Origin of the sequence: Cupriavidus oxalaticus (assembly GCF_016894385.1) — a bacterium.
In the GTDB taxonomy this organism is placed as follows: domain Bacteria; phylum Pseudomonadota; class Gammaproteobacteria; order Burkholderiales; family Burkholderiaceae; genus Cupriavidus; species Cupriavidus oxalaticus.
The window spans coordinates 2,018,441-2,037,983 of record NZ_CP069811.1 but is presented as its reverse complement, the minus strand read 5'-3'; the positions used below and the strand labels follow the sequence as shown (position 1 = coordinate 2,037,983).

Genomic DNA, 19,543 nt, shown 5'->3' with positions numbered 1-19,543 from the left:
ATGCTGGTGGTTGGCTCCCCTCTCCCGCTTGCGGGAGAGGGGCAGGGGGGTGAGGGCAGGCGCGTGGCAAGCACGACAGCGCTTCACTCCGTGGATGCTCCCGCCCTCACCCCAACCCTCTCCCGCAAGCGGGAGAGGGAGCACCCAATCGAGAACGAAAGGGTGCGGCTTAGATCAGACGTAGTCCTTGTACTTGTCCAGGTAACGCACCGGCTTGGCCAGCGCGTCGCGGCGGAACGGGTCGCCCAGTTCACGCGTGCACATGATCTCGATGATCGTGGTCTTGCCATGATTCATCTGCAGGTCGATGGCGCGCTTCAGGGCCGGGCCCACGTCTTCCAGGCGATCCACCACGATGCCTTCCGCGCCCATCGCCTTGGCGATTTCGGCGAAGCTCTGGTTGTCGAGCTCGCCCGCGACGAAGCGGCGGTTGTAGAAGTCCACCTGGTTCTTCTTCTCCGCGCCCCACTGGCGGTTGTGGAACACCACCGCGGTCACCGGGATGTTGTGGCGCACGCAGGTCATGGTTTCCATCAGGCTCATGCCCCAGGCGCCGTCACCGGCGTACGACACGGCCGGGCGATGCGGCGCCGCGACCTTGGCGCCGATGATGGTCGGGAAGGCATAGCCGCAGTTGCCCCAGCTCATCGCCGCAAAGAAGCTGCGCGGCTTCTCGAAGCGCAGGTAGCTGTTGGCCACCGAGTTGATGTTGCCGATGTCGGTCGAGACCATCACATCTTCCGGCATGGCCTTTTCCAGCTCGCGCAGCACCTGGCGCGGATGCAGGTAGTGGCCGCCGGTGGGCGTGCGCTCCTGCTTCTGCTCCTCGATCATGTCCAGGCTGTACGGGTCGCGCTCATGCGTCCAGTCGTCCAGCTCCTTCTCCCACGCAGCCTTCTCGTTGGCGATGTCGGTGGCGCGGCCGTCGCGGGTGGCGTCGCAGGCCAGCGTGCGGCCGGCCAGGCGCTGGGTCAGCGCGATGGCGGCAGCCTTGGCGTCGCCGCAGATGCCCACCGAGATCTTCTTCACCAGGCCCAGCATCTTGTGGTCGGCATCGATCTGGATGATCTTGGCGTTCTTCGGCCAGTAGTCCATGCCGTGCTGCGGCAGCGTGCCGAACGGCCCCAGGCGCGAGCCCAGTGCCACCACCACGTCGGCGCGCGAGATCAGCTTCATCGCCGCCTTGGAGCCCTGGTAGCCCAGCGGGCCGCACCACAGCGGGTGGCTGGCGGGGAAGGAGTCGTTGTGCAGGTAGCTGTTGACCACCGGCGCGCCCAGGCGCTCGGCCAGTGCCTTGCATTCCTCGATCGCATCGGCCATCACCACGCCGCCGCCCGAGATGATCACCGGGAATTTGGCGTTGGCCAGCAGCTCGGCGGCTTCGTTCAGGCTCTGCTCGCCGCCGGGGCCGCGATCGAGGTTCTGCGGCTTCGGGATCTCGGCGGTGATCTTGCCGTAGAAGTGGTCGCGCGGGATGTTCAGCTGCGTCGGGCCCATTTCGGCCTTGGCGCGGTCGAAGCAGCGCGCGGTGAACTCGGCCATGCGCGCCGGGTTGGTGACGTGGCCCTGGTACTTGGTGAACTCCTGGAACATCGGCAGCTGGTTGGCTTCCTGGAAGCCGCCCAGGCCGATGCCCATGGTGCCGGCTTCGGGGGTGACGATCACCACCGGGCTGTGGGCCCAGTAGGCGGCGGCGATGGAGGTCACGCAGTTGGAGATGCCGGGGCCGTTCTGGCCGATCACCACGCCGTGGCGGCCCGACACGCGCGCATAGCCGTCGGCCATGTGGCCGGCGCCTTGCTCGTGCACCACCGGGATCAGGCGGATGCCGGCGGGGGCGAAGATGTCCATGGCGTCCATGAAGGCCGAGCCCATGATGCCGAACATGTCGGTCACGCCGTTGGCGGCCATCGTTTCGACGAAGGCTTCGGACGGGGTCATGGTCTGCGGGCCAGCCGGAACCTGGCTGTCTTTCGCTGCGGCCGAGCCACCGGAAACGGCGGGCTGCTTGGTGGTTTCGAGGTCGCGCATGGCGGGTGTCTCCTGGTTGGGGTGTTATAAAATGGAACAGTACGTTCCGAAAAATTGATGCGATGGTCGAAATGTAGGCGGAAGACCGGCTGACGTCAATAAGAAGTTTTGGTTTACGGAATGAATTGAACAAAAAAATGAGACGAAACGCGTTTGCAAGAGACTTATAGGTAACTAATGGCGGCCTGCGGCGACGGACCGCTTAGTGCAACGGCACCGCGGCTGCCCCGCGCGTGCCCGCTTTGCAACTGACTCGTAGAAACCCGCATTCGGGGCCTTGATCGCGCATATGCGTTCATTAATCGCGCAAAGTGACAGATAAGACCGTTGGCTGGACGCTGGGCGGCCACTAATCTCCGGTCAACGACGCGCCCCCGTCTCTCCGCCAGGCCTCAGAGGCCCCGCATGCCGGAGTCCGGGAAGCGCGAATTACCGGAACCCAGGCACACCATGATCCACGGCAAGACCACGTTAATCCCCCACATCGGCTATCCGACGGAATCGTTCAAGGCGCCGATGATCTACAACCCCTGGTTCGACCAGCAGGGCATCGACGCCGCCGTGATCCCGATGGGGGTCAAGCCGGACGACTACGCCACGGTGTTCCCCGCGCTGTTCCGCATGACCAATATCCGCGGCGCGCTGGTGACCATGCCGCACAAGGTCGCCACCGTCGGGCTGGTCGACGAACTCACGCCCGCCGCGCGCATCGCCGGCGCCTGCAACGCCGTGCTGCGGCGCGACGACGGCACGCTGGTCGGCGACCAGTTCGACGGCGAAGGCTTCGTGCGCGGCATCCGGCGCAAGGGCTGCCGGCTCGAAGGGGCGCGCGCCATCGTGTCGGGCAGCGGCGGGGTGGGCAGCGCCATTGCCGCCTCGCTGGCCGCGGCCGGCGTGGCCGAGCTGGCGCTGTTCGACGCCCGCGAGGCGGCCGCGCGCGCGCTGGCGCAGCGCCTCGCCGAACACTACCCGGCGTTGCGCGTCAGCACCGGCTGCGCGGACCCGGACGGCTTCGACGTGGTGGTCAATGCCACGCCGCTGGGCATGCAGCCCGGCGATCCGCTGCCGTTCGACGTGGCGCGCATCGCCCCCGGCGCGATGGTCGGCGAGGTGGTGATGAAGCAGGAATACACGCCGCTGCTGCAGGCCGCGCTGGCCCGCGGCTGCAAGGTGCAGGTGGGCACCGACATGCTGTTCGAGATGATCCCGGCCTACCTGGAGTTCTTCGGCTACGGCACGGCCACGCCCGACGCGCTGCGCGAGGTGGCGCAGATCCGCTACTGACGCATCGACGGGCCGGGGCGCAAGCCCTTGCCCCAACGCCGCGCGCAGGCCACCACACAAAGGCACGCCGGCAAGCAAGACTTCTTATCCATTGGTGGAGACAGACAACATGACAACGACTCACAAGGAGCTGCCGGCGGCTTCCGCATTCGGCAACTCGCTCGGCGACAAGGTGCGTGCCGCCTTTGCCTTCGGCAAGGTGCGCTGGGGCATGCTGGCGCTGGTGTTCTTCGCGACCACGCTGAACTATGTCGACCGCGCCGCGCTGGGCGTGCTGCAGCCGGTGCTGGCCAAGGCCATGGCCTGGACCGCGCAGGACTACGCCAATATCAACTTCTGGTTCCAGGTCGGCTATGCCATCGGCTTTGCGCTGCAGGGCCGCTTTATCGACCTGGTCGGCGTCAAGCGCGCCTTTGCGCTGGCGGTGCTGCTGTGGAGCATTGCCTGCGGCGCGCATGCGTTCGCGGCGTCGGCGGTCGGCTTCATGATCTGCCGCTTCTTCCTGGGCTTGACGGAGGCGGCCAACTACCCGGCCTGCGTCAAGACCACGCGCATCTGGTTCCCGGCCAGCGAGCGTGCCATCGCCACCGGCATCTTCAACGCCGGCACCAATGTCGGCGCCATGATCACGCCGATCATGCTGCCGCTGATCCTGCAGGCATGGGGCTGGCAGGCCGCGTTCCTGGTGATCGCTTCGCTGGGCGCGATCTGGCTGCTGTTCTGGCATCTGCGGTACCACAACCCCGAGCAGCACCCGACCGTCAGCGCCGCGGAACTGGACCACATCACGCGTGATGTCGAGCCGGTGCCACAGCGCATCCGCTACGCGCAGATCCTGCGCATGCGCGGTACGTGGGCCTTCGCGCTGGCCTACGCCATCACCGCGCCGGTGTTCTGGTTCTACCTGTACTGGCTGCCGCCGTTCCTCAACCAGCAGTACCAGCTCGGCATCAGCGTGACGCAGATGGGCCTTCCGCTGATCGTGATCTACCTGTGCGCCGACGTGGGCAGCGTGGGCGGCGGCGCGCTGTCGTCGTGGCTGATCGCGCGCGGCATGCCGGCGGTGCGGGCGCGGCTGCTGTCGATGCTGGTCTTTGCCGTGTGCATCGTTTCGGTGGTGATGGCCGCCGGCGCCAGCAGCCTGTGGATGGCCGTGGCCGCGATCTCGGTGGCGATCGGCGCGCACCAGGCATGGACCGCCAATATCTGGAGCATGGTGATGGACTACACGCCCAGGCACGTGGTCAGCTCGGTGTTCGGCTTCGGCGGCATGATCGGCGCGATCGGCGGCATGTTCATGACGCAGCTGGTGGGCTATGTGCTGACCGTGACCAACAACAACTACGCGGTGCTGTTCACGATGATTCCGTGCGCCTACTTCATCGCGCTGACGTGGCTGTTCTTCCTCGCGCCGCGCAAGGTGCCTGACGCTGTCTGACGGCAATCCCTCGCCGGCACTGCGCGTGCCGCGAGTACGACAACAAAGACCGGGACAACACTCCGATGCATAAACGATTCATTGCGCTGCTCGCGCTGGGCGCGGGCAGCGTGCCCGCTGTCGCCCAGACTTCCGGCGGCGTCACGCTCTACGGGCTGCTCGATACCACCATCCGCTACAGCACCAACGAAGACGCGGCCGGCCACAGCCGCACGCAGATGACCGACGGCGTGCTGACCGGCAGCCGCTGGGGCATCCGCGGCACCGAGGATATCGGCGGCGGCAACAAGGCGTGGTTCATCCTGGAGTCGGGCTTCTCGCCCGACACGGGGACCAGCCAGCAGGGCGGGCGCCTGTTCGGGCGTACCGCGGTCGTCGGCTTCGACGGTCCTTACGGCAAGCTCGCGCTCGGCCGCCAGTACACGCTGGCGCATGAAGTGCTGTCGTCGTATGAGGCCATGGCCTTTGCCAACAATTCCATCGTCGGCTACCAGGGCGGCAACTACACCGGGCTGCGCTACGACAACACGCTCAAGTACATCAAGAGCTTCAACGGCCTGCAGGTGGCGGCAGCCTACACCTTCGGCGAGGTGCCGGGCAGCATGAAGACCGGTTCCGCAGCGGCGGGGTCGCTGGTGTACAGCTCGGGACCGCTGGAAATCGGCGCGGTCTACCAGCAGACGCAGAACGTCACCTCGGCCTATTTCGGCGCGGTGCCGGCGGCGCAGGCGAGCAAGCAGACGGTGTGGGGCGTGGGCGGGACGTGGAAGGCGGCGCGGTCGCAATACTACCTGGGCTATACCAACAACCGGCTCGACGTGGCGGACTATCGCAATAACGTGGGCTATGTCGGCACGCGCTTCAGCCTGACGGATGCGCTGGTGTTTATCGGCACGTTCCAGGTCGACTGGCTGCGGCACGCGGGGCAGGGCGGCAAGCGGCTGACTACCGCGGGCATGCTGGACTACAACTTCAGCAAGCGGACCGATGTGTATGTGGAGGTGGACTACACCCACCTGCAGGGGCAGTGGATTGCGCTGAACGGCGGGGCGGGGTTTGTGAGCAGCGGGAATACGTACGGGAACAAGACGCGGCTGGGGGTGATGGCGGGGGTCAGGCATAAGTTTTAACAGCGCAGCCTAATCCATCGCCGCGGGTGTGCTCCCTCTCCCGCGAGCGGGAGAGGGGAGCAAACACTCCGCGTGCGACGGTTGCCGGCAAACTCAGGCCCTCACCCCCGTCACCCCGTCACCTGCGCCACCGCCGCCACCGCCAGCCCATACCCCTTCACCCCCAGCCCCGCCATCACCGCCACCGCCACCGGCGAAATCCACGACTTGTGCCGGAACGCCTCGCGCGCATGCACGTTGGAGACGTGGTACTCGATCACCGGCACCGCAGCCCCCTTGATCGCATCGTGCAGCGCGATCGACGTATGCGTGAGCGCGCCCGCATTCAGCACCACGCCGGCCATCTCGCCGCTCGCGCACAGCCTGCCCGCCTCGTGGATCCAGTCGATCAGCTGCCCTTCGTGATTGCTCTGCCGGCACTCGGCCCGCAGCCCGAGCCGTTCTGCGGCCTGCTGGCAGATGCGTTCCACATCGGCGAGCGTCTCGCTGCCATAGACGGCCGGCTCGCGCGTGCCGAGCAGGTTGAGGTTGGGCCCGTTGAGCACCAGTACTGTCTTCATCATGTCTCCTTCGTGTTTCCTGTCATCGGCCGGCAATGCTGGCGCGGCCACGGCCGATAGCCTATCGTTTAGCCCTCGCCCCATCATCGACTGCCATGGAAATTCAGCATGCGCCCAGCGCGAACAATGACCCGTTCCTGCGCGACCTGCGCCTGTTCTGCGCGGTGGCGCGGCGCGCCAGCTTTATCGGCGCGGCCCAGGAGACGGGCATTTCGCCGGCCCATGTGAGCAAGCGCATCGCCATGCTGGAGGCCATGCTCGGCGCGAAGCTGTTCCACCGCACCACGCGCCGCGTCAGCGTCACGGCCGAGGGCGAGAGCGCGTTTGCGTGGGCGCAGAAGATCCTGGAAGACGTGGACGGCATGCTGGAAGCGGTCGGCGGTGCCGGCGGCGAGGCGCGCGGACAGTTGCGCATCGCCACCAGCCTGCGGCTGGGGCGCCGGCACGTGGCGCCGGTGCTGTCGCTGCTGCGGCAGCAGCATCCGGCGCTGGAGGTGTGGCTGGAACTGCTCGACCGCCGCGTCGACCTGATCGGCGAGCAGTTCGACCTCGATATCCGCGTGGGCGAGGTGCACGAGCCGCACCTGATCGCCAGCCGCATCGCCACCGGCAGCCGCGTGCTGTGCGCGGCGCCGGCCTACCTGGCGCGGCGCGGCATGCCGGAGCATCCGTCCGACCTGCCGCGCCATGACTGCCTGCTGCTGCGCGAGCGCGACCAGGCCTTCGGTGTGTGGCGGCTGCAGGGGGACGGTGGCGGCTGGGAGACCACCAAAGTCACCGGCCCGATGGCATCGAATGTCGCCGACGTGACGCACGAGTGGGCCCTGGAGGGCTACGGCATCATCATGGCGTCGGTCTGGGACGTGGCCGCCGCGGTGCGGGCGGGCGAACTGGTGCGCGTGCTGCCCGGCTGGCAGCATCCGTCCGACATCTGGGCCGTGACCAGCGCGCGGGCATCGGCCTCGGCGCGCATGCGCGTGTGCCTCGCTTTCCTGAAGGCGCAACTGACACAAGGGCCGCACGCGCTGGCGACATCGCTGGAAGGGTAGGCCCCCTACAGCACGCGCATGATCAGCAGCGCCGTGTCCTGCAGCACCTGCAGCACGCGGTCCAGCGCCTGCTGCGGGGTCTCGTCGCCGATCGGCATGTTGACCGACAGCGCGGCGATCACCTTGCCGTGGCGGTCGCGCAGCGGCACCGCCACGCCGCGCACGCCGGTCTGCAGCTGCTGCTCGAGCATCGCATAGCCCTGCGCGCCGGCCTTGCGGATCTCTTCCAGCAGCCGGTCGTGCTGCAGGATGGTGTAGGGCGTGTAGGGCGCCAGCACCACGTTTTCCAGCCATGCCCTGACCTGTTCCTGCGGCCGCGACGCCAGCATCATCACGCCCGCCGACCCCAGCGGCGCCGGCACCCGCGCGCCCAGCACGAAGCCCGTGCTCATCACGCGGTTGGTGCTGGTGCGGGCGATGAACACCAGCTCCCAGCCATCGAGCACGCTCAGGTAGGCGGCCTCGCCAAGCTGCGCGGTGATCTGCTGCAGGAACGGCTGCACCGTGCGCGGCAGCCGCGCCGAGTCGAAGTACGACCAGCCCACCTTGAGCACACGCGGCGTCAGGCTGAACAGCGTGCCGTCGCTGGTGGTGTAGCCCAGGTGCTCCAGCGTCAGCAGGTAGCGGCGCGCGGCGGTGCGCGTCAGGCCGGTGCGCTCGGCCGCCTGCGTGGGCGTCAGGCGCGGATGGTCGTGGTCGAAGGCCTCCAGGATGGCCAGGCCTTTCTCCAGCCCGGCGATCCAGTCGCGCCGGTTCAGCGGTTCGTTTTCCATGGTTAACCCTTGCTTCGCGCGATAGATGATTGCATCGGAGCGATTGTCGCACGCATGCGCGCGAATGACGGTTGTTGCGGGCAATGATGGCCCATAACCTTGGGAAATCCAAGCCGCTACCTCGACTGACCGCCATGACCCTCTTTCCTGTCCCGCTGCGCAAATCGATCGCTACCGTCACCTTGTCGGGATCGCTGCCGCAGAAGCTGCAAGCCGCTGCCGACGCCGGTTTCGACGGCGTGGAGATCTTTGAGGACGACCTGCTGCAGTTCCCCGGCACGCCCGCCGAGGTCCGGCGCATGGCCGCCGACCTCGGCCTGCAGATCGTGCTCTACCAGCCGCTGCGTGATTTCGAGGCCATGCCGGGCGGCCTGTCCGCCGCCGAACTGGCGCGCGCCGGGCGGAAGTTCGATGCGATGGAGCAACTCGGGGTGGACCTGGCGCTGGTCTGCAGCAACGTGCAGGACGCGGCGCTCGACGATCCCGCGCGCGCCGCCGCCGACCTGCACGCGCTGGCCGAAGCCGCGGCCCGCCGCGGCCTGCGCCTGGGCTACGAGGCGCTGGCCTGGGGCCGCCATGTGCGCCGCTGGCGGCAGGCGTGGGACATCGTGCAGCGCGCCGGGCATCCCGCGCTGGGGCTGATGCTGGACAGCTTCCATACGCTGGCGCTGGGCGATACGCTGCATGGCCTCGACGCAGTGCCGGCCGGGCGGATCTTCTTCGTCCAGCTTGCCGACGCGCCGCGCATGCCGCTGGACGTGCGCACCTGGAGCCGCCACCACCGCAATTTCCCCGGCCAGGGCGACCTGCCCGTGGTCGGCTTCACGCGTGCGGTGCTGCGGGCCGGCTATCGCGGGCCGCTGTCGCTCGAGGTGTTCAACGATGCCTTCCGCGTGGCGCCCCCGCTGCCGGTTGCGCGGGACGGGCTGCGCTCGCTGGCATGGCTGGAAGCCGTGACGAACGGCGCGCCCGTGGCCGCAGCGCGCGCCGGCGGCGCGGCGCTCGCGGCACGATGAAACGCTAGGCCGCGCCCGCCTGCCGCGCCGCCGGCCGTGCCGGCAAGGCGCGCTCGCGGGCCGCCACCGCGGTGCCGGCCACGCCGCTGGCGGCGATCATCGCCACGCCCAGCAGCGACCACGCATCGGGCAGCCAGCCGAACACCAGCCAGCCGCCCAGCATGGCAAAGGCGATCTGCAGGTAGAGATAGGGCGTCAGCACGCCGACCGGCGCGCGCGCATAGGCCAGCACCAGGAACATGTGCCCGGCGCAGCCGGCGAGCGCCATGCCTGCCAGCAGCCACCAGTGCAGCGCGTCGATGTGCCAGGTCCACGCCAGCGGCAACGCCGCCGAAAGGAGCACCGCGGCAATGCAGCCGGTATAGAAATGCGTGGTGCCGGCGCCGTCGGTCCGGGTCAGCACGCTGGTCAGCAACTGGTAGGCGGCGTTGAGGCAGACCGCCGCAAGCGGCAGCAGCATGGCCGGCTCCAGGCCGGCGCCGGGGCGGATCACCACCAGCGCGCCGGCGAATCCGGCCAGCAGGCAGAGCCAGCGCAGCGCCGACATGCGCTCGCCGAACAGCGTCGCCGCCGCCAGCGCGATCGCCAGCGGCGTCAGGCTGACCACCGCGGTGAACTCGCCCACCGGCAGCACCTGCAGGCTGAAGAACGCGCACACGCTGGACAGCACCATCGTCACCGCGCGCGTGGCCTGCAGCCACGGCCTGCGGGTGCGCAGCAGGGTGCGGCCGCGCGCCGGCAGCAGCACCGCGCCGGTCAGGGCCGCCTGCGCGAGATAGCGGACCCACAGCGCCATCACCACCGGGACGGCGGCGCCGGTGATCTTGGTCATCGTGTCGAGCGCGGCAAAGCATGCCACCGCAGCGACCATCAGCGCGATGCCCTGCAGGGCCCGCGAACTTCCCATGGCGCTCATGGCGCCATCCTTGACCGCAACATGTCAGCGTTCCAGGCTGGTCCTTCATGAAGCCGAGGGTACTGTCCCGGGCGCGGTCGATGGCGCCGGCGGCTGGAAAGTCAGAATTCGCTGCCAGCGAACAATCCCTGCTCAATGGATGAAACCGCCCTTGACGAAGCGAACCGGCTCGGCGTCCATGCGCAGCAACAGCGCCGTCAGGCCATCGATCCCGGCAGGCATGGCCCGCGTCGCGGCGGCCGGCCCGGACACGCAGACGAGGTCGGCATCGGACCATGCGCTGCCCGGCGTGCCGCGCGCGCGCAGCCATCCCGCGCGGTCGGAGAGCAGTTGGGTGCCGGCCAGCTGTGCCGGCGGCAGGCCGGCAATCGCCGCCATGGCCTGCCAGGCCTGGGTCGATGTTGCCGTGCAGCCGGCGCGGAAGCGCGGCACCTGCGCCGGCGCGCGGCCGTCCGGTGTGACGAGCACGGTCACGAAGCGCGGGTCTTCATAGGGCAGGGAAGCGGCGCTCCCGTCCACCGCCACCAGCCGCACGCGCTGCTCGCCGCGCCAGTGCGACAGCGCCACCGGGGACGCGTCGCCGCAGCGGATGGCCATCTCCGGCAACCGCAGCGGCACCGGCCAGTTGCCGTCGGCACTGTTGGCTGCCGACAACGCCTTCATGTAGTCGATCACGGCCCAGGCCTCGCGATCCCTCAGCTCGCCACGGAATGCCGGCATGGTCTGCTGGCCGCGTCGGTCTTGCATGCCGGACAGCACGTGCCAGAACAGCTCGCCATCGGCGCGGCGCGCGAGCAGGGGACTGGCCAGCGTTGGCGGCCATTGCGGCAGGCTGCCGGCCAGCGGCCCTTCGCCGCGGCCGTCATGGCCGTGGCACGCGGCGCAATGCTGCGTGTAGACGCGTTGCCCCAGCGCGATGGCATCGACCGCAAAACGGGTAGGGCTGGCGTGGAAGCTGGTGGGGCTGGCGGGGCCGAGCAGCAGCGACGCCTGCGGCCACGGCGCCAGCAGCAGGGCCAGCATCGCTGCCGCCAGCAGCATCGGGCGGCCCCGGCGCCAGGCGATGGCGAAGGCGACCGCCAGCACGGCAAAGGCGAGCGCGCACAGGCTCAAGCCTACCTGCCGTGCCAGGGCCAGGTCGATCAGCAGCGTTTCGCCGGCAATGCGCCGCGCCCACGGCCAGGCCGGCTGGCCATGGCTGGTGCCGGTCAGGCCCAGCGCATGCCACAGCCACAACAGGCCCAGCTGGCATTTCTCGATCAGGACAAGCAGTGCGTTGAGCCACGCCTGGGGCGGCGGGCCGCTCATGGCGCGGCCCGCCCGGTGCTGCGAAGGGCCATTACCAGCTCGCGTCCAGTCCCAGGTGGCGCAGCGCTTGGTGCCGCAGTTCGGTCAGGCGCGGGTCGCCGCGATGGCGCGGGTAGGGCAGGTCGACCTTCAGCTCCGCCGCGATGCGCGCGGGCCGCTGGCTGAACACGATCACGCGCTGCGCCAGGAACAGCGCCTCTTCCACGTCGTGCGTGACCAGCAGCGCCGAGAAGCGCGAGCGCTGCCACAGTTCGACCAGGTCGCTCTGCATCGCCAGCCGCGTCAGCGAATCGAGCTTGCCCAGCGGTTCGTCCAGCACCAGCAGGCGCGGATCGTTGACCAGCGCGCGCGCCAGCGCCACGCGCTGCGCCATGCCGCCGGAGAGCTGGTGCGGGAAGGCGCGCGCGAACGATTCCAGCCCGACGCGGCGCAGCGCGTCGTCGACGCGATGGCGCTGCTGCGCGAGGATGCCCTGTGCCTGCAGGCCGAGCGCGACGTTGTCCCACACGCGGCGCCACGGGTACAGCGTGGGGTCCTGGAACACCACGATGCGCGAGGGATCGGGCTCGGCGATGGGCGTGCCGTCCTGCAGGATCTCGCCCGACGCGGGCTGGTCCAGGCCGGCAACGAGCCGCAGCAGCGTGGACTTGCCGCAGCCGCTGGGGCCGAGCAGGGCGACGAATTCACCCGGTGCGACATTGAGGTCGACGTCGTCGAGGACCTGCAGGCGCTCGTTGCCGTGGCCGAACCAGTGGCTGACCTGGTGGATGTCGATGCGGGCGCCGGTCTGTACTTTCGGGTCATCACCTGCCGCCGCGTTAACTCCCCTCTCCCGCTCGCGGGAGAGGGGCTGGGGGAGAGGGCCGGCGTTTGCAGCACCTGTATCGCCTGCGGCCCAGCCAGCGCCTGCCCTCACCCCCGACCCCTCTCCCGCTGCGCGGGAGAGGGGAGCCTTCTGCGGGCGCACGTGAGATCTCGATGCTTTCAACCGCTCCACCACGCTCACCATTTCACCGTCCCCTTCTGCCACGACAACACGCGGTCCCGCGCCACGAACAGCAACGTGATCACCCCGGAAAACAGCAACGCCATCACGATCAGCGCCGCATACATGTTCACGTACGAGGCCCACCCCTGCGCCCAGGTCAGGTACCACCCCAGCCCCGATTTCACGCCCATCATCTCGGCCGTCACCAGCACCGAGAACGACGCCCCCAGCCCCATGAACAGCCCGACAAACACCTGCGGCAGCGCTGCGGGAATCGCCACGCGCAACACCAGGAACCAGCCCGAGGCGCCCAGCGTGCGCGCCACGTCGTAGTAGCTCTTGTTGACGCCGGCGACGCCCGACCACGTCAGCACGGCCACCGGGAAGGCGGTCGCCAGCGCGATCAGGAACACCGCGGCCGAATAGCTCGACGGAAAGAAGTAGAAGGTCAGCGGCAGCAGCGCGGTCGACGGCAGCGGACCCAGCACGCGCAGCAGCGGATGCACCCAGTAGCCGATGCGCCGCGACCAGCCGATCGATACGCCCACGAGGAAGCCCACCAGCCCGCCATACGCCACGCCCAGCCCCAGCAGCTTCAACGTGTTGAACACGCTGTCGCCGAGCCGGCGCCAGTCATCGGCATAGACCTCGATCAGCGCCTGCGGCGGCGCGAAGAACGGCGTCGGCAGGATCGCGGTCTTGGCGGTCAGGATCTCCCATGCGGACAGTACCGCCGGCACCGCCACCAGCCACGGCCCTGCGGTCCGCAGCGCAGCCAGCGGCCGTTGCAGCGCGCGCACGTGCTGGCCGCCCGGTGCGAACAGCGCGAGCAGCGCCAGCAGCGCGGCGGCTGACAGCGCGGCCAGGCCGAGCTCCTCGGTATAGGCCCAGTCACTGAAGCCCACCACTTGGTTGGGCCAGCGCCACGTCAGCGCGCCGAAAGCGGCCCACGCCAGCGCCGCGAGCAGGCCCACGGGCCAGATGCGAGCGGCGCTGGCATCCTGCGCGCGCACGCCGGAAGCCGCGGCGGCCGGCTGGCGCGCCAGCCGCGCATCGAGTGCAGGTTGGCTTGTCGTCATCGCTTACCCCAGGACATTGGCGTAGACATGCTGCGCCAGGCGTTTGGCATCGGTGCTCTTCTTCAGCACGCCGATGCGGCGGAAATCGTCGGCGTAGAACGCGATCTCCTCGCGCAGGTCGACGCCGGTCGGGTGGTGGTTGAAGGTCAGCGTGGCGAACAGCTTGCGCAAGTCCTCGGGGTTGATCTTGGGCGAGTACTTTGCAAAGACCTTGGCGGCTTCGTTCGGGTTCTCGTCGACATAGTCGGTGGCCTGCACGATGGCACGTGCCAGCGCCGCTGCGGTGGGCTTGTCATTGCGCACCAGTTCCCCGCGCGCGCCGACCACGCAGCAGACCTTGCGCGCGTATTCGCCGGTGAGGTTGGTGGCCAGTTCCACGTAGGCGCCGTTGGTGCGCTTCTCCAGCAGGTACAGGTTGGGATCGCCGTCGGCGATGGCCTGGATCTCGCCCTTGTCGACCGCCACGCCGAGCAGGTCGGCCGGGTACTGGCGCCAGGTGATGTCCTTGTCCGGGTCGATGCCGTTCTTGGCCAGCAGGATGGTGAAGAAGTGCTTGCCCGGCGCGGCCAGGTCGCTGACGCCCACGGTCTTGCCCTTCAGGTGCTGCAGGCTGGTCACGCCCGCTGCCTTCGCTCCCACCAGCCGCACGCAGCCGCCGTGCGAGCTGCCGATGATCTTGACGTCGAAGCCTGCCTCCAGCGGCTTGAGCCAGCGGTGGATCATGCCGACCGCGGCATCGGCCTTGCCGGTGGCGATCGATTCCAGCAGCTGGTCGGTCGAGCCGCTGTAGTTGATCAAATCGACCTGCAGGCCGTTTTTCTCGAAGAAGCCTTTCTCCTGCGCCACCACGATGGGCGTCAGGCAGAAGGCATTCTGGTTCCAGGCAAAGGTCAGCTTGCGCGGCGCCGACCACGCCTGGCGCCCCAGGATCAGCGCGGGCGCGGCGATGGCGGCGGCGCCGGCCAGGCGCAGCACGCTGCGGCGGCGCGGGTCGGTGTCGTTGTCGTTGTGGTTGTGCTTCTGGCTCATGGTGATAACTCCCCGATTCTTGTTGTGGGTGTTCAGGCGGCGCGGCGCTGCGCGAGGTGCGCGGCATCGTGCTGCGCCACCAGCTCGCGCACGCGCGGGATCAGCTCGCGGCCATAGTCGATGGCGTCTTCGAGCGGGTCGAAGCCGCGGATCAGGAAGGTGGTCACGCCCAGTTCGTAATAGGCCAGCAGTGCCTGCGCCACCTGCTCGGGCGTGCCGACCAGGCCGGTCGAGTTGGAGCGCCCGCCGGTCTCGCGCGCGATTGCGGTCCACAGCCGCTGGTCGACGCGGTCGCCTCTGTCGGCGGCGGCGAGCAGCCGGCGCGCGCCTTCGCTCTGCTGCGGGCCGCCCCGGCTGTAGCCGGCCTGCACGCGCAGCGCGCGGGTGCGTTCCAGGATGCTGTCGGCGCGTGCCCACGCCTTCTCCTCGGTCTTGGCCAGCACCGGGCGGAACGAGACCGAGAAGCGCACCGTGCGGCCATGGCTTGCCGCCTCCGCACGCACGCGGGTGGTCAGTTCGCGCACCTGGTCGAGCGATTCGCCCCACAGTGCATAGACGTCGGCGTGCTTGCCGGCGACCTTCAGCGCCGCTTCTGACGCGCCGCCGAAATAGACCGGCACATGCGGCTGCTGTGCCGGCTTGACTTCGGAAAAGCCCTGCGTGAAACGGTAAAACTCGCCAGCATGGTCGAACGGTTGCGGCTCGGTCCAGATGCGGCGCAGGATCTGCAGGTACTCGTCGGTGCGTGCGTAGCGCTGGTCATGGTCGAGGAAATCGCCGTCGCGCTGCTGTTCGCTGTCGGAGCCGCCGGAGATGACATGCACGCCCAGCCGCCCGCCGCTGAACTGGTCGAGCGTGGCGATCTGGCGCGCGGCCAGCGTCGGCGCGGTAAAGCCGGGCCGGTGCGCCAGCATGAAATGGATGCGTTCGGTCACGCTCGCGGCATAGGCGATCGTCAGCGTGGCCGACGGCCCGGTCGAATGGTGCGGCACCAGGATGCGGTCGAAGCCGGCCTGCTCGTGCGCCTGCGCAAAGGCGCGCACATAGTCGCGGTCGATCACGGGGCCCGCAGGCGGGTGGATCTCGGACTGCTTCTGGCTCTGGATCATGCCGATGAAATCGACGCTCATGCGTACGCTCCTGATGCGGTGATGGCGGCGGCGTGCCGCCCGGGCTTGGTATGGACTGGGAAACAAAGTAAGCCAGCGGCGCGCTTCGACTAACGAATAAAAACGACGGACCATATTCAATAAGCGTCGTTTTCGGAACGCAGGCGCGGCGCTACGCTATGCGGCATTCATGGCAACCGGCCCAAGCTGCCTGGATTGCCAACTGTCCTTCCCCCGGAGTGCCGTTCCATGTCTTCAACGTCTTCCCTGCGCCGCGTGCCCGCCGGCGACGCGCGCCTTGGCGAAGTGCTGGCCGAACTGTCGGCGCGCTTTGCCGCCGGCGCCGCCGCGCACGACGCCGCGGCCAGCTTCCCGCATGACAATGTCGCGCAGCTGCACGCGCAAGGCCTGGTCGCGCAGGTGGTGCCGCGCGACTACGGCGGTGGCGGGGCCGGGCTGGCGCAGGCGCGCCGCATCATCGCGGCGGTCGCGGGTGGCGACCCGGCCACGGCGCTGGTGCTGACCATGACCTACCTGCAGCATCGCGCCATCGCGCGCCCCGATTCGCGCTGGCCGCACGTGGTGCGCGAGCAGGTCTTTGCCGATGCGGTGCAGGACGGGGCGCTGATCAACGCGCTGCGCGTCGAGCCTGAGCTCGGCTCCCCTGCACGCGGCGGCCTGCCCGGCACCATCGCCACGCGGGTCGGCGATGGCTGGCGCCTGAGCGGCCGCAAGCTGTACAGCACCGGCATCCCGGCACTGCGCTGGCTGGCGGTATGGGCGCGCACCGACGAGCCGCAGCCGCGCGTGGGCGTGTTCCTGGTGCCGGGGCCGGCAGCGGGCGTGGCCGGCGTGCGCATCGTCGAGAACTGGAACCACCTGGGCTTGCGCGCCTCCGGCAGCCACGAGACCGTGCTCGACAATATCTGGATCCCGCTCGACCACGCCGTCGATATCCGGCCGCCCGCGGCATGGGCGCCGGCGGGTGCGAGCCAGGCCGACATCGACGCCAGTGCCGACCAGCAGGCGTGGATGATCGTGCTGCTCGGCAGCCTCTATGACGCCGTGGCGCGCGCCGCGGCGTCATGGGTGCGCGGCTTCGTGCGCGAGCGCGCACCGGGCAGCCTGGGCGCGCCGCTGACGACGCTGCCGCGCGTGCAGGAAACCATCGGCGAGATCGCCGCGCTGCTGCGGACCAACCAGGTGCTGCTCGACGATGCCGCCGCGCGCACCGACGCCAATGCGCCGCCCGCCGCCGCCGACAGCGGCCTGCACAAGTTCACCGTGACCGGCAATGCGATCCGCGCGGTGGAGCTGGCGCTGCAGCTGGCGGGCAACCACGGCCTGAGCCGCAGCAATCCGCTCGAGCGGCACTATCGCGACGTGCTGTGCAGCCGCATCCATACGCCGCAGAACGATTCGATCCTGGTCGCCGCCGGCAAGCACCACCTGGGGCTGTAGGGGCATGCAGCGCTGGCATGAACGCGGCCGCCGCGCCGTGTTATGTTTGCAGCGGCAGCGCCCCACAGAGGGCCCGAAGTCAGAAACATCCCCGGAGGCATTCCATGAGCAGTTCCCCCGAAGCCAGCGGGCTCGCACCGCTGCGCGATTTCATCACCGGCCTGGCCGCGCTGCTGGACCAGCATCCCGACGAGCCGCGCATCCTGCGCGAGGGCGGGGCGCTGCTCGCGCGGCTGGTGGCAAACGACGACTGGCTGCCCGAGGCCTGGGCCGAACCCCACCCCGAGTACTACCAGCAGCACCTGCTGCATTGCGATTCCGCCGAGCGCTTCTCGATCGTCAGCTTTGTCTGGGGCCCGGGGCAGCGCACGCCCATCCACGACCACACCGTCTGGGGGCTGATCGGCATGCTGCGCGGCGCGGAGGACTCGCAGCCGTTCGTGCTCGACGCCGCCGGCCGCCCCGTGCCGCATGGCGAGCCGGTGCGGCTGCTGCCGGGGCAGGTCGAAGCCGTGTCGCCGGCGGTGGGCGACATCCATCGCGTCAACAACGCGCATGACGACCGCGTCTCGATCAGCATCCACGTGTACGGCGCCAATATCGGCGCGGTGCGCCGCTCGGTCTACGCCGAGGACGGCACGCGCAAGCCCTTTGTCTCCGGGTATTCCAACCCGACCCTGCCCAACCTGTGGGACCGTTCCCGCGAAGTCTCGAAGTCATGACTATCCAGCACGCCACGCCATCCACCACGCCAGCCACCACGCCAGCCACCCCGGCATTCCCGACTTTCACCCGCGCGCAGGTGCGCCAGGCCCTGCTGGCCGGCGCCGAGATCGCGCTGATCGACGTGCGCGAGGAAGACCCGTTCGCGCAGGCGCATCCGCTGTGGGCCGCCAACTTCCCGCTGTCGAAGCTCGAGCTGGAAGCGTGGCCGCGCATCCCGCGCCGCGACACGCTGATCGTGGTCTACGGCGAGCACGCCGGCGAAGACCTCGCGCCGCGCGCGGCGTCGGTGCTGCAAGCGCTGGGCTATACCAACGTGCACCGGCTCGAAGGCGGACTCGCCGCCTGGATCGCCGAGGGCGGTGAAGTGTTCCGCGACGTCAACGTGCCGAGCAAGTCGTTCGGTGAAGTGGTCGAGGCACAGCGCCATACGCCGTCGCTGTCCGCCGAGCAAGTGCAGGCGCTGATCGACAGCAAGGCCGACGCGGTGATCGTCGACGCGCGCCGCTTCGACGAATACCAGACCATGAGCATTCCCACGGCCACCAGCGTGCCCGGCGCCGAGCTGGTGCTGCGCGTGCGCGAGCTGGCACCCGACCCGCGCACGCAGGTGATCGTCAACTGCGCCGGCCGCACGCGCAGCATCATCGGCACGCAGTCGCTGGTCAACGCCGGCATTCCCAACCCGGTGGCGGCGCTGCGCAACGGCACCATCGGCTGGACGCTGGCGGGCCAGCGGCTCGATCGCGGCGCCAGCCGCCGCGCGCCTGCCGCGGTCGGCGCCGACAACCGCGACAGCGCCCGCCGCGGCGCGCGCGAGATCGCCGACCGCGCCGGCGTGCGCCGCATCGCGCTGGCGGCGTTGCCATCGCTGCAGGAGCCGGGGCGCACCGTGTACCGCTTCGATGTGCGCACGCCCGAGGAATTCGCCGATGGCCACCTGCCTGGCTTCGTCAATGTGCCGGGCGGACAGCTGGTGCAGGAAACCGACCACAACGCCCCGGTGCGCGGCGCGCGCATCGTGCTGGCCGATGACGACGACGTGCGCGCCGGCATGACCGCCTCATGGCTGGCGCAGATGGGCTGGGACGTCTGGGTGGTGGAGCCAGCCGATGCGGCCGCGCGCAGCGAGGCCGGCGCGGTGGCGGCCAGCGTGCCGGTGCCGCCGGCGGTGCCGACGGTGGCGCCCGCCGAACTGGCCGCGTGGCTCGACAAGGACGCGCACGGCGGCACCGTGGTGCTCGATTTCACCGCCAGCGCCAACTACGTCAAGCGCCATCTCCCGGGCGCGTACTTCGTCATCCGCGCGCAGCTGGCCGATGCGCTGGTGCGTATCCCGCCGGCACGGCGCTATGTGCTGACTTGCGGCTCCAGCCTGCTCGCGCGCTTTGCCGCCGCCGACCTGCAGCGGCTGACCGATGCGGAGGTGGCGGTGCTGGAGGGCGGCACGCAGGCGTGGATCGCGGCCGGGCTGCCGCTGGAGTCCGGCGAGACGCATCTGGCGTCAGAGCGCACCGACCGCTATCGCCGGCCGTATGAAGGCACCGACAACCCGCGCGAGGCGATGCAGGGCTACCTCGACTGGGAATTCGGGCTGATCGCGCAACTGGAGCGCGACGGCACGCACGGGTTCAGGGTGGCCTGATCAG

16 protein-coding genes and 1 pseudogene are annotated in these 19,543 nt (G+C 69.3%); 8 read left to right on the top strand and 9 right to left on the bottom strand.

The features are described 5' to 3' along the window. Positions 1-174: 174 nt before the first annotated feature. A complete protein-coding gene (gene xsc / locus JTE92_RS08880; RefSeq protein WP_063239867.1) occupies positions 175-1,941 on the bottom strand; it encodes a sulfoacetaldehyde acetyltransferase in 1,767 nt (588 codons plus the stop codon). Between the two features lie 540 nt (positions 1,942-2,481). On the opposite strand from xsc, the gene JTE92_RS08875 reads away from it, so the two are divergent. The 3 genes from JTE92_RS08875 to JTE92_RS08865 all read left to right on the top strand — a co-directional run bounded on the left by JTE92_RS08875 (position 2,482) and on the right by JTE92_RS08865 (position 5,883). Continuing rightward, a complete protein-coding gene (locus tag JTE92_RS08875; RefSeq protein WP_063239815.1) occupies positions 2,482-3,315 on the top strand; it encodes a shikimate dehydrogenase family protein in 834 nt (277 codons plus the stop codon). 109 nt (positions 3,316-3,424) lie between these two features. After that, positions 3,425-4,753: an MFS transporter gene (locus tag JTE92_RS08870; protein WP_063239816.1), complete on the top strand. Its 1,329-nt coding sequence runs from the start codon at positions 3,425-3,427 to the stop codon at positions 4,751-4,753. Between the two features lie 65 nt (positions 4,754-4,818). After that, positions 4,819-5,883: a porin gene (locus JTE92_RS08865; RefSeq protein WP_063239817.1), complete on the top strand. Its 1,065-nt coding sequence runs from the start codon at positions 4,819-4,821 to the stop codon at positions 5,881-5,883. Positions 5,884-5,993: 110 nt separating this feature from the next. Here JTE92_RS08865 and aroQ read toward each other — a convergent pair whose 3' ends face one another. After that, the gene (gene aroQ, locus JTE92_RS08860) at positions 5,994-6,443 is read right to left on the bottom strand and encodes a type II 3-dehydroquinate dehydratase (protein WP_063239818.1); all 450 of its coding nucleotides are present in this window, start codon (positions 6,441-6,443) and stop codon (positions 5,994-5,996) included. Positions 6,444-6,538: 95 nt separating this feature from the next. Here aroQ and JTE92_RS08855 point away from each other — a divergent pair, with 95 nt between their 5' ends. Next, positions 6,539-7,492, top strand: a complete 954-nt coding sequence (locus JTE92_RS08855) for a LysR family transcriptional regulator (protein WP_063239819.1) — start codon at positions 6,539-6,541, stop codon at positions 7,490-7,492. Between the two features lie 5 nt (positions 7,493-7,497). Here JTE92_RS08855 and JTE92_RS08850 read toward each other — a convergent pair whose 3' ends face one another. Further along, entirely contained in the window at positions 7,498-8,265 is a 768-nt protein-coding gene (locus JTE92_RS08850; protein WP_063239820.1) for an IclR family transcriptional regulator domain-containing protein, read from the bottom strand. A 134-nt stretch (positions 8,266-8,399) separates the two neighbouring features. On the opposite strand from JTE92_RS08850, the pseudogene JTE92_RS08845 reads away from it, so the two are divergent. Beyond that, positions 8,400-9,245 (top strand): annotated as a pseudogene (locus tag JTE92_RS08845) (sugar phosphate isomerase/epimerase family protein); the annotation flags it as partial. A 40-nt stretch (positions 9,246-9,285) separates the two neighbouring features. Here JTE92_RS08845 and JTE92_RS08840 read toward each other — a convergent pair. The 6 genes from JTE92_RS08840 to JTE92_RS08815 form a co-directional block, all read right to left on the bottom strand. After that, on the bottom strand, positions 9,286-10,197 hold the full coding sequence (locus JTE92_RS08840; protein ID WP_084254661.1) for a DMT family transporter: 912 nt from the start codon (positions 10,195-10,197) through the stop codon (positions 9,286-9,288). Between the two features lie 132 nt (positions 10,198-10,329). Next, complete coding sequence (locus JTE92_RS08835) at positions 10,330-11,505, bottom strand: c-type cytochrome (protein WP_063239822.1); 1,176 nt, start codon at positions 11,503-11,505, stop codon at positions 10,330-10,332. A 31-nt stretch (positions 11,506-11,536) separates the two neighbouring features. Continuing rightward, positions 11,537-12,514, bottom strand: a complete 978-nt coding sequence (locus JTE92_RS08830) for an ABC transporter ATP-binding protein (protein WP_232353486.1) — start codon at positions 12,512-12,514, stop codon at positions 11,537-11,539. Next, positions 12,508-13,572 (bottom strand): ABC transporter permease, encoded by a 1,065-nt coding sequence (locus JTE92_RS08825; RefSeq protein WP_063239823.1) that lies wholly within the window; start codon positions 13,570-13,572, stop codon positions 12,508-12,510. The genes JTE92_RS08830 and JTE92_RS08825 overlap by 7 nt, the downstream gene beginning before the upstream one ends. Before the next feature lie 3 nt (positions 13,573-13,575). Beyond that, positions 13,576-14,601 (bottom strand): ABC transporter substrate-binding protein, encoded by a 1,026-nt coding sequence (locus tag JTE92_RS08820; protein ID WP_063239824.1) that lies wholly within the window; start codon positions 14,599-14,601, stop codon positions 13,576-13,578. Positions 14,602-14,633: 32 nt separating this feature from the next. Then, entirely contained in the window at positions 14,634-15,731 is a 1,098-nt protein-coding gene (locus JTE92_RS08815) for an LLM class flavin-dependent oxidoreductase (protein WP_063239825.1), read from the bottom strand. Between the two features lie 228 nt (positions 15,732-15,959). Here JTE92_RS08815 and JTE92_RS08810 point away from each other — a divergent pair, with 228 nt between their 5' ends. The 3 genes from JTE92_RS08810 to JTE92_RS08800 all read left to right on the top strand — a co-directional run bounded on the left by JTE92_RS08810 (position 15,960) and on the right by JTE92_RS08800 (position 19,539). Beyond that, entirely contained in the window at positions 15,960-17,171 is a 1,212-nt protein-coding gene (locus JTE92_RS08810; RefSeq protein ID WP_063239826.1) for an acyl-CoA dehydrogenase family protein, read from the top strand. Positions 17,172-17,275: 104 nt separating this feature from the next. Next, the gene (locus JTE92_RS08805; protein ID WP_063239827.1) at positions 17,276-17,893 is read left to right on the top strand and encodes a cysteine dioxygenase family protein; all 618 of its coding nucleotides are present in this window, start codon (positions 17,276-17,278) and stop codon (positions 17,891-17,893) included. Next, complete coding sequence (locus JTE92_RS08800) at positions 17,890-19,539, top strand: rhodanese-related sulfurtransferase (RefSeq protein WP_063239828.1); 1,650 nt, start codon at positions 17,890-17,892, stop codon at positions 19,537-19,539. The genes JTE92_RS08805 and JTE92_RS08800 overlap by 4 nt, the downstream gene beginning before the upstream one ends. Positions 19,540-19,543 lie beyond the last annotated feature (4 nt).

Coding starts and splice junctions, on each gene's coding strand:
- JTE92_RS08805 (WP_063239827.1), top strand. CDS start 17,276: ATGAGCAGTTCCCCCGAAGCCAGCGGGCTCGCACCGCTGCGCGATTTC.
- JTE92_RS08865 (WP_063239817.1), top strand. CDS start 4,819: ATGCATAAACGATTCATTGCGCTGCTCGCGCTGGGCGCGGGCAGCGTG.
- JTE92_RS08840 (WP_084254661.1), bottom strand. CDS start 10,197: ATGAGCGCCATGGGAAGTTCGCGGGCCCTGCAGGGCATCGCGCTGATG.
- JTE92_RS08875 (WP_063239815.1), top strand. CDS start 2,482: ATGATCCACGGCAAGACCACGTTAATCCCCCACATCGGCTATCCGACG.
- JTE92_RS08830 (WP_232353486.1), bottom strand. CDS start 12,514: ATGGTGAGCGTGGTGGAGCGGTTGAAAGCATCGAGATCTCACGTGCGC.
- xsc (WP_063239867.1), bottom strand. CDS start 1,941: ATGACCCCGTCCGAAGCCTTCGTCGAAACGATGGCCGCCAACGGCGTG.
- JTE92_RS08850 (WP_063239820.1), bottom strand. CDS start 8,265: ATGGAAAACGAACCGCTGAACCGGCGCGACTGGATCGCCGGGCTGGAG.
- JTE92_RS08855 (WP_063239819.1), top strand. CDS start 6,539: ATGGAAATTCAGCATGCGCCCAGCGCGAACAATGACCCGTTCCTGCGC.
- JTE92_RS08820 (WP_063239824.1), bottom strand. CDS start 14,601: ATGAGCCAGAAGCACAACCACAACGACAACGACACCGACCCGCGCCGC.
- JTE92_RS08815 (WP_063239825.1), bottom strand. CDS start 15,731: ATGAGCGTCGATTTCATCGGCATGATCCAGAGCCAGAAGCAGTCCGAG.
- JTE92_RS08870 (WP_063239816.1), top strand. CDS start 3,425: ATGACAACGACTCACAAGGAGCTGCCGGCGGCTTCCGCATTCGGCAAC.
- JTE92_RS08810 (WP_063239826.1), top strand. CDS start 15,960: ATGTCTTCAACGTCTTCCCTGCGCCGCGTGCCCGCCGGCGACGCGCGC.
- aroQ (WP_063239818.1), bottom strand. CDS start 6,443: ATGAAGACAGTACTGGTGCTCAACGGGCCCAACCTCAACCTGCTCGGC.
- JTE92_RS08835 (WP_063239822.1), bottom strand. CDS start 11,505: ATGAGCGGCCCGCCGCCCCAGGCGTGGCTCAACGCACTGCTTGTCCTG.
- JTE92_RS08825 (WP_063239823.1), bottom strand. CDS start 13,572: ATGACGACAAGCCAACCTGCACTCGATGCGCGGCTGGCGCGCCAGCCG.
- JTE92_RS08800 (WP_063239828.1), top strand. CDS start 17,890: ATGACTATCCAGCACGCCACGCCATCCACCACGCCAGCCACCACGCCA.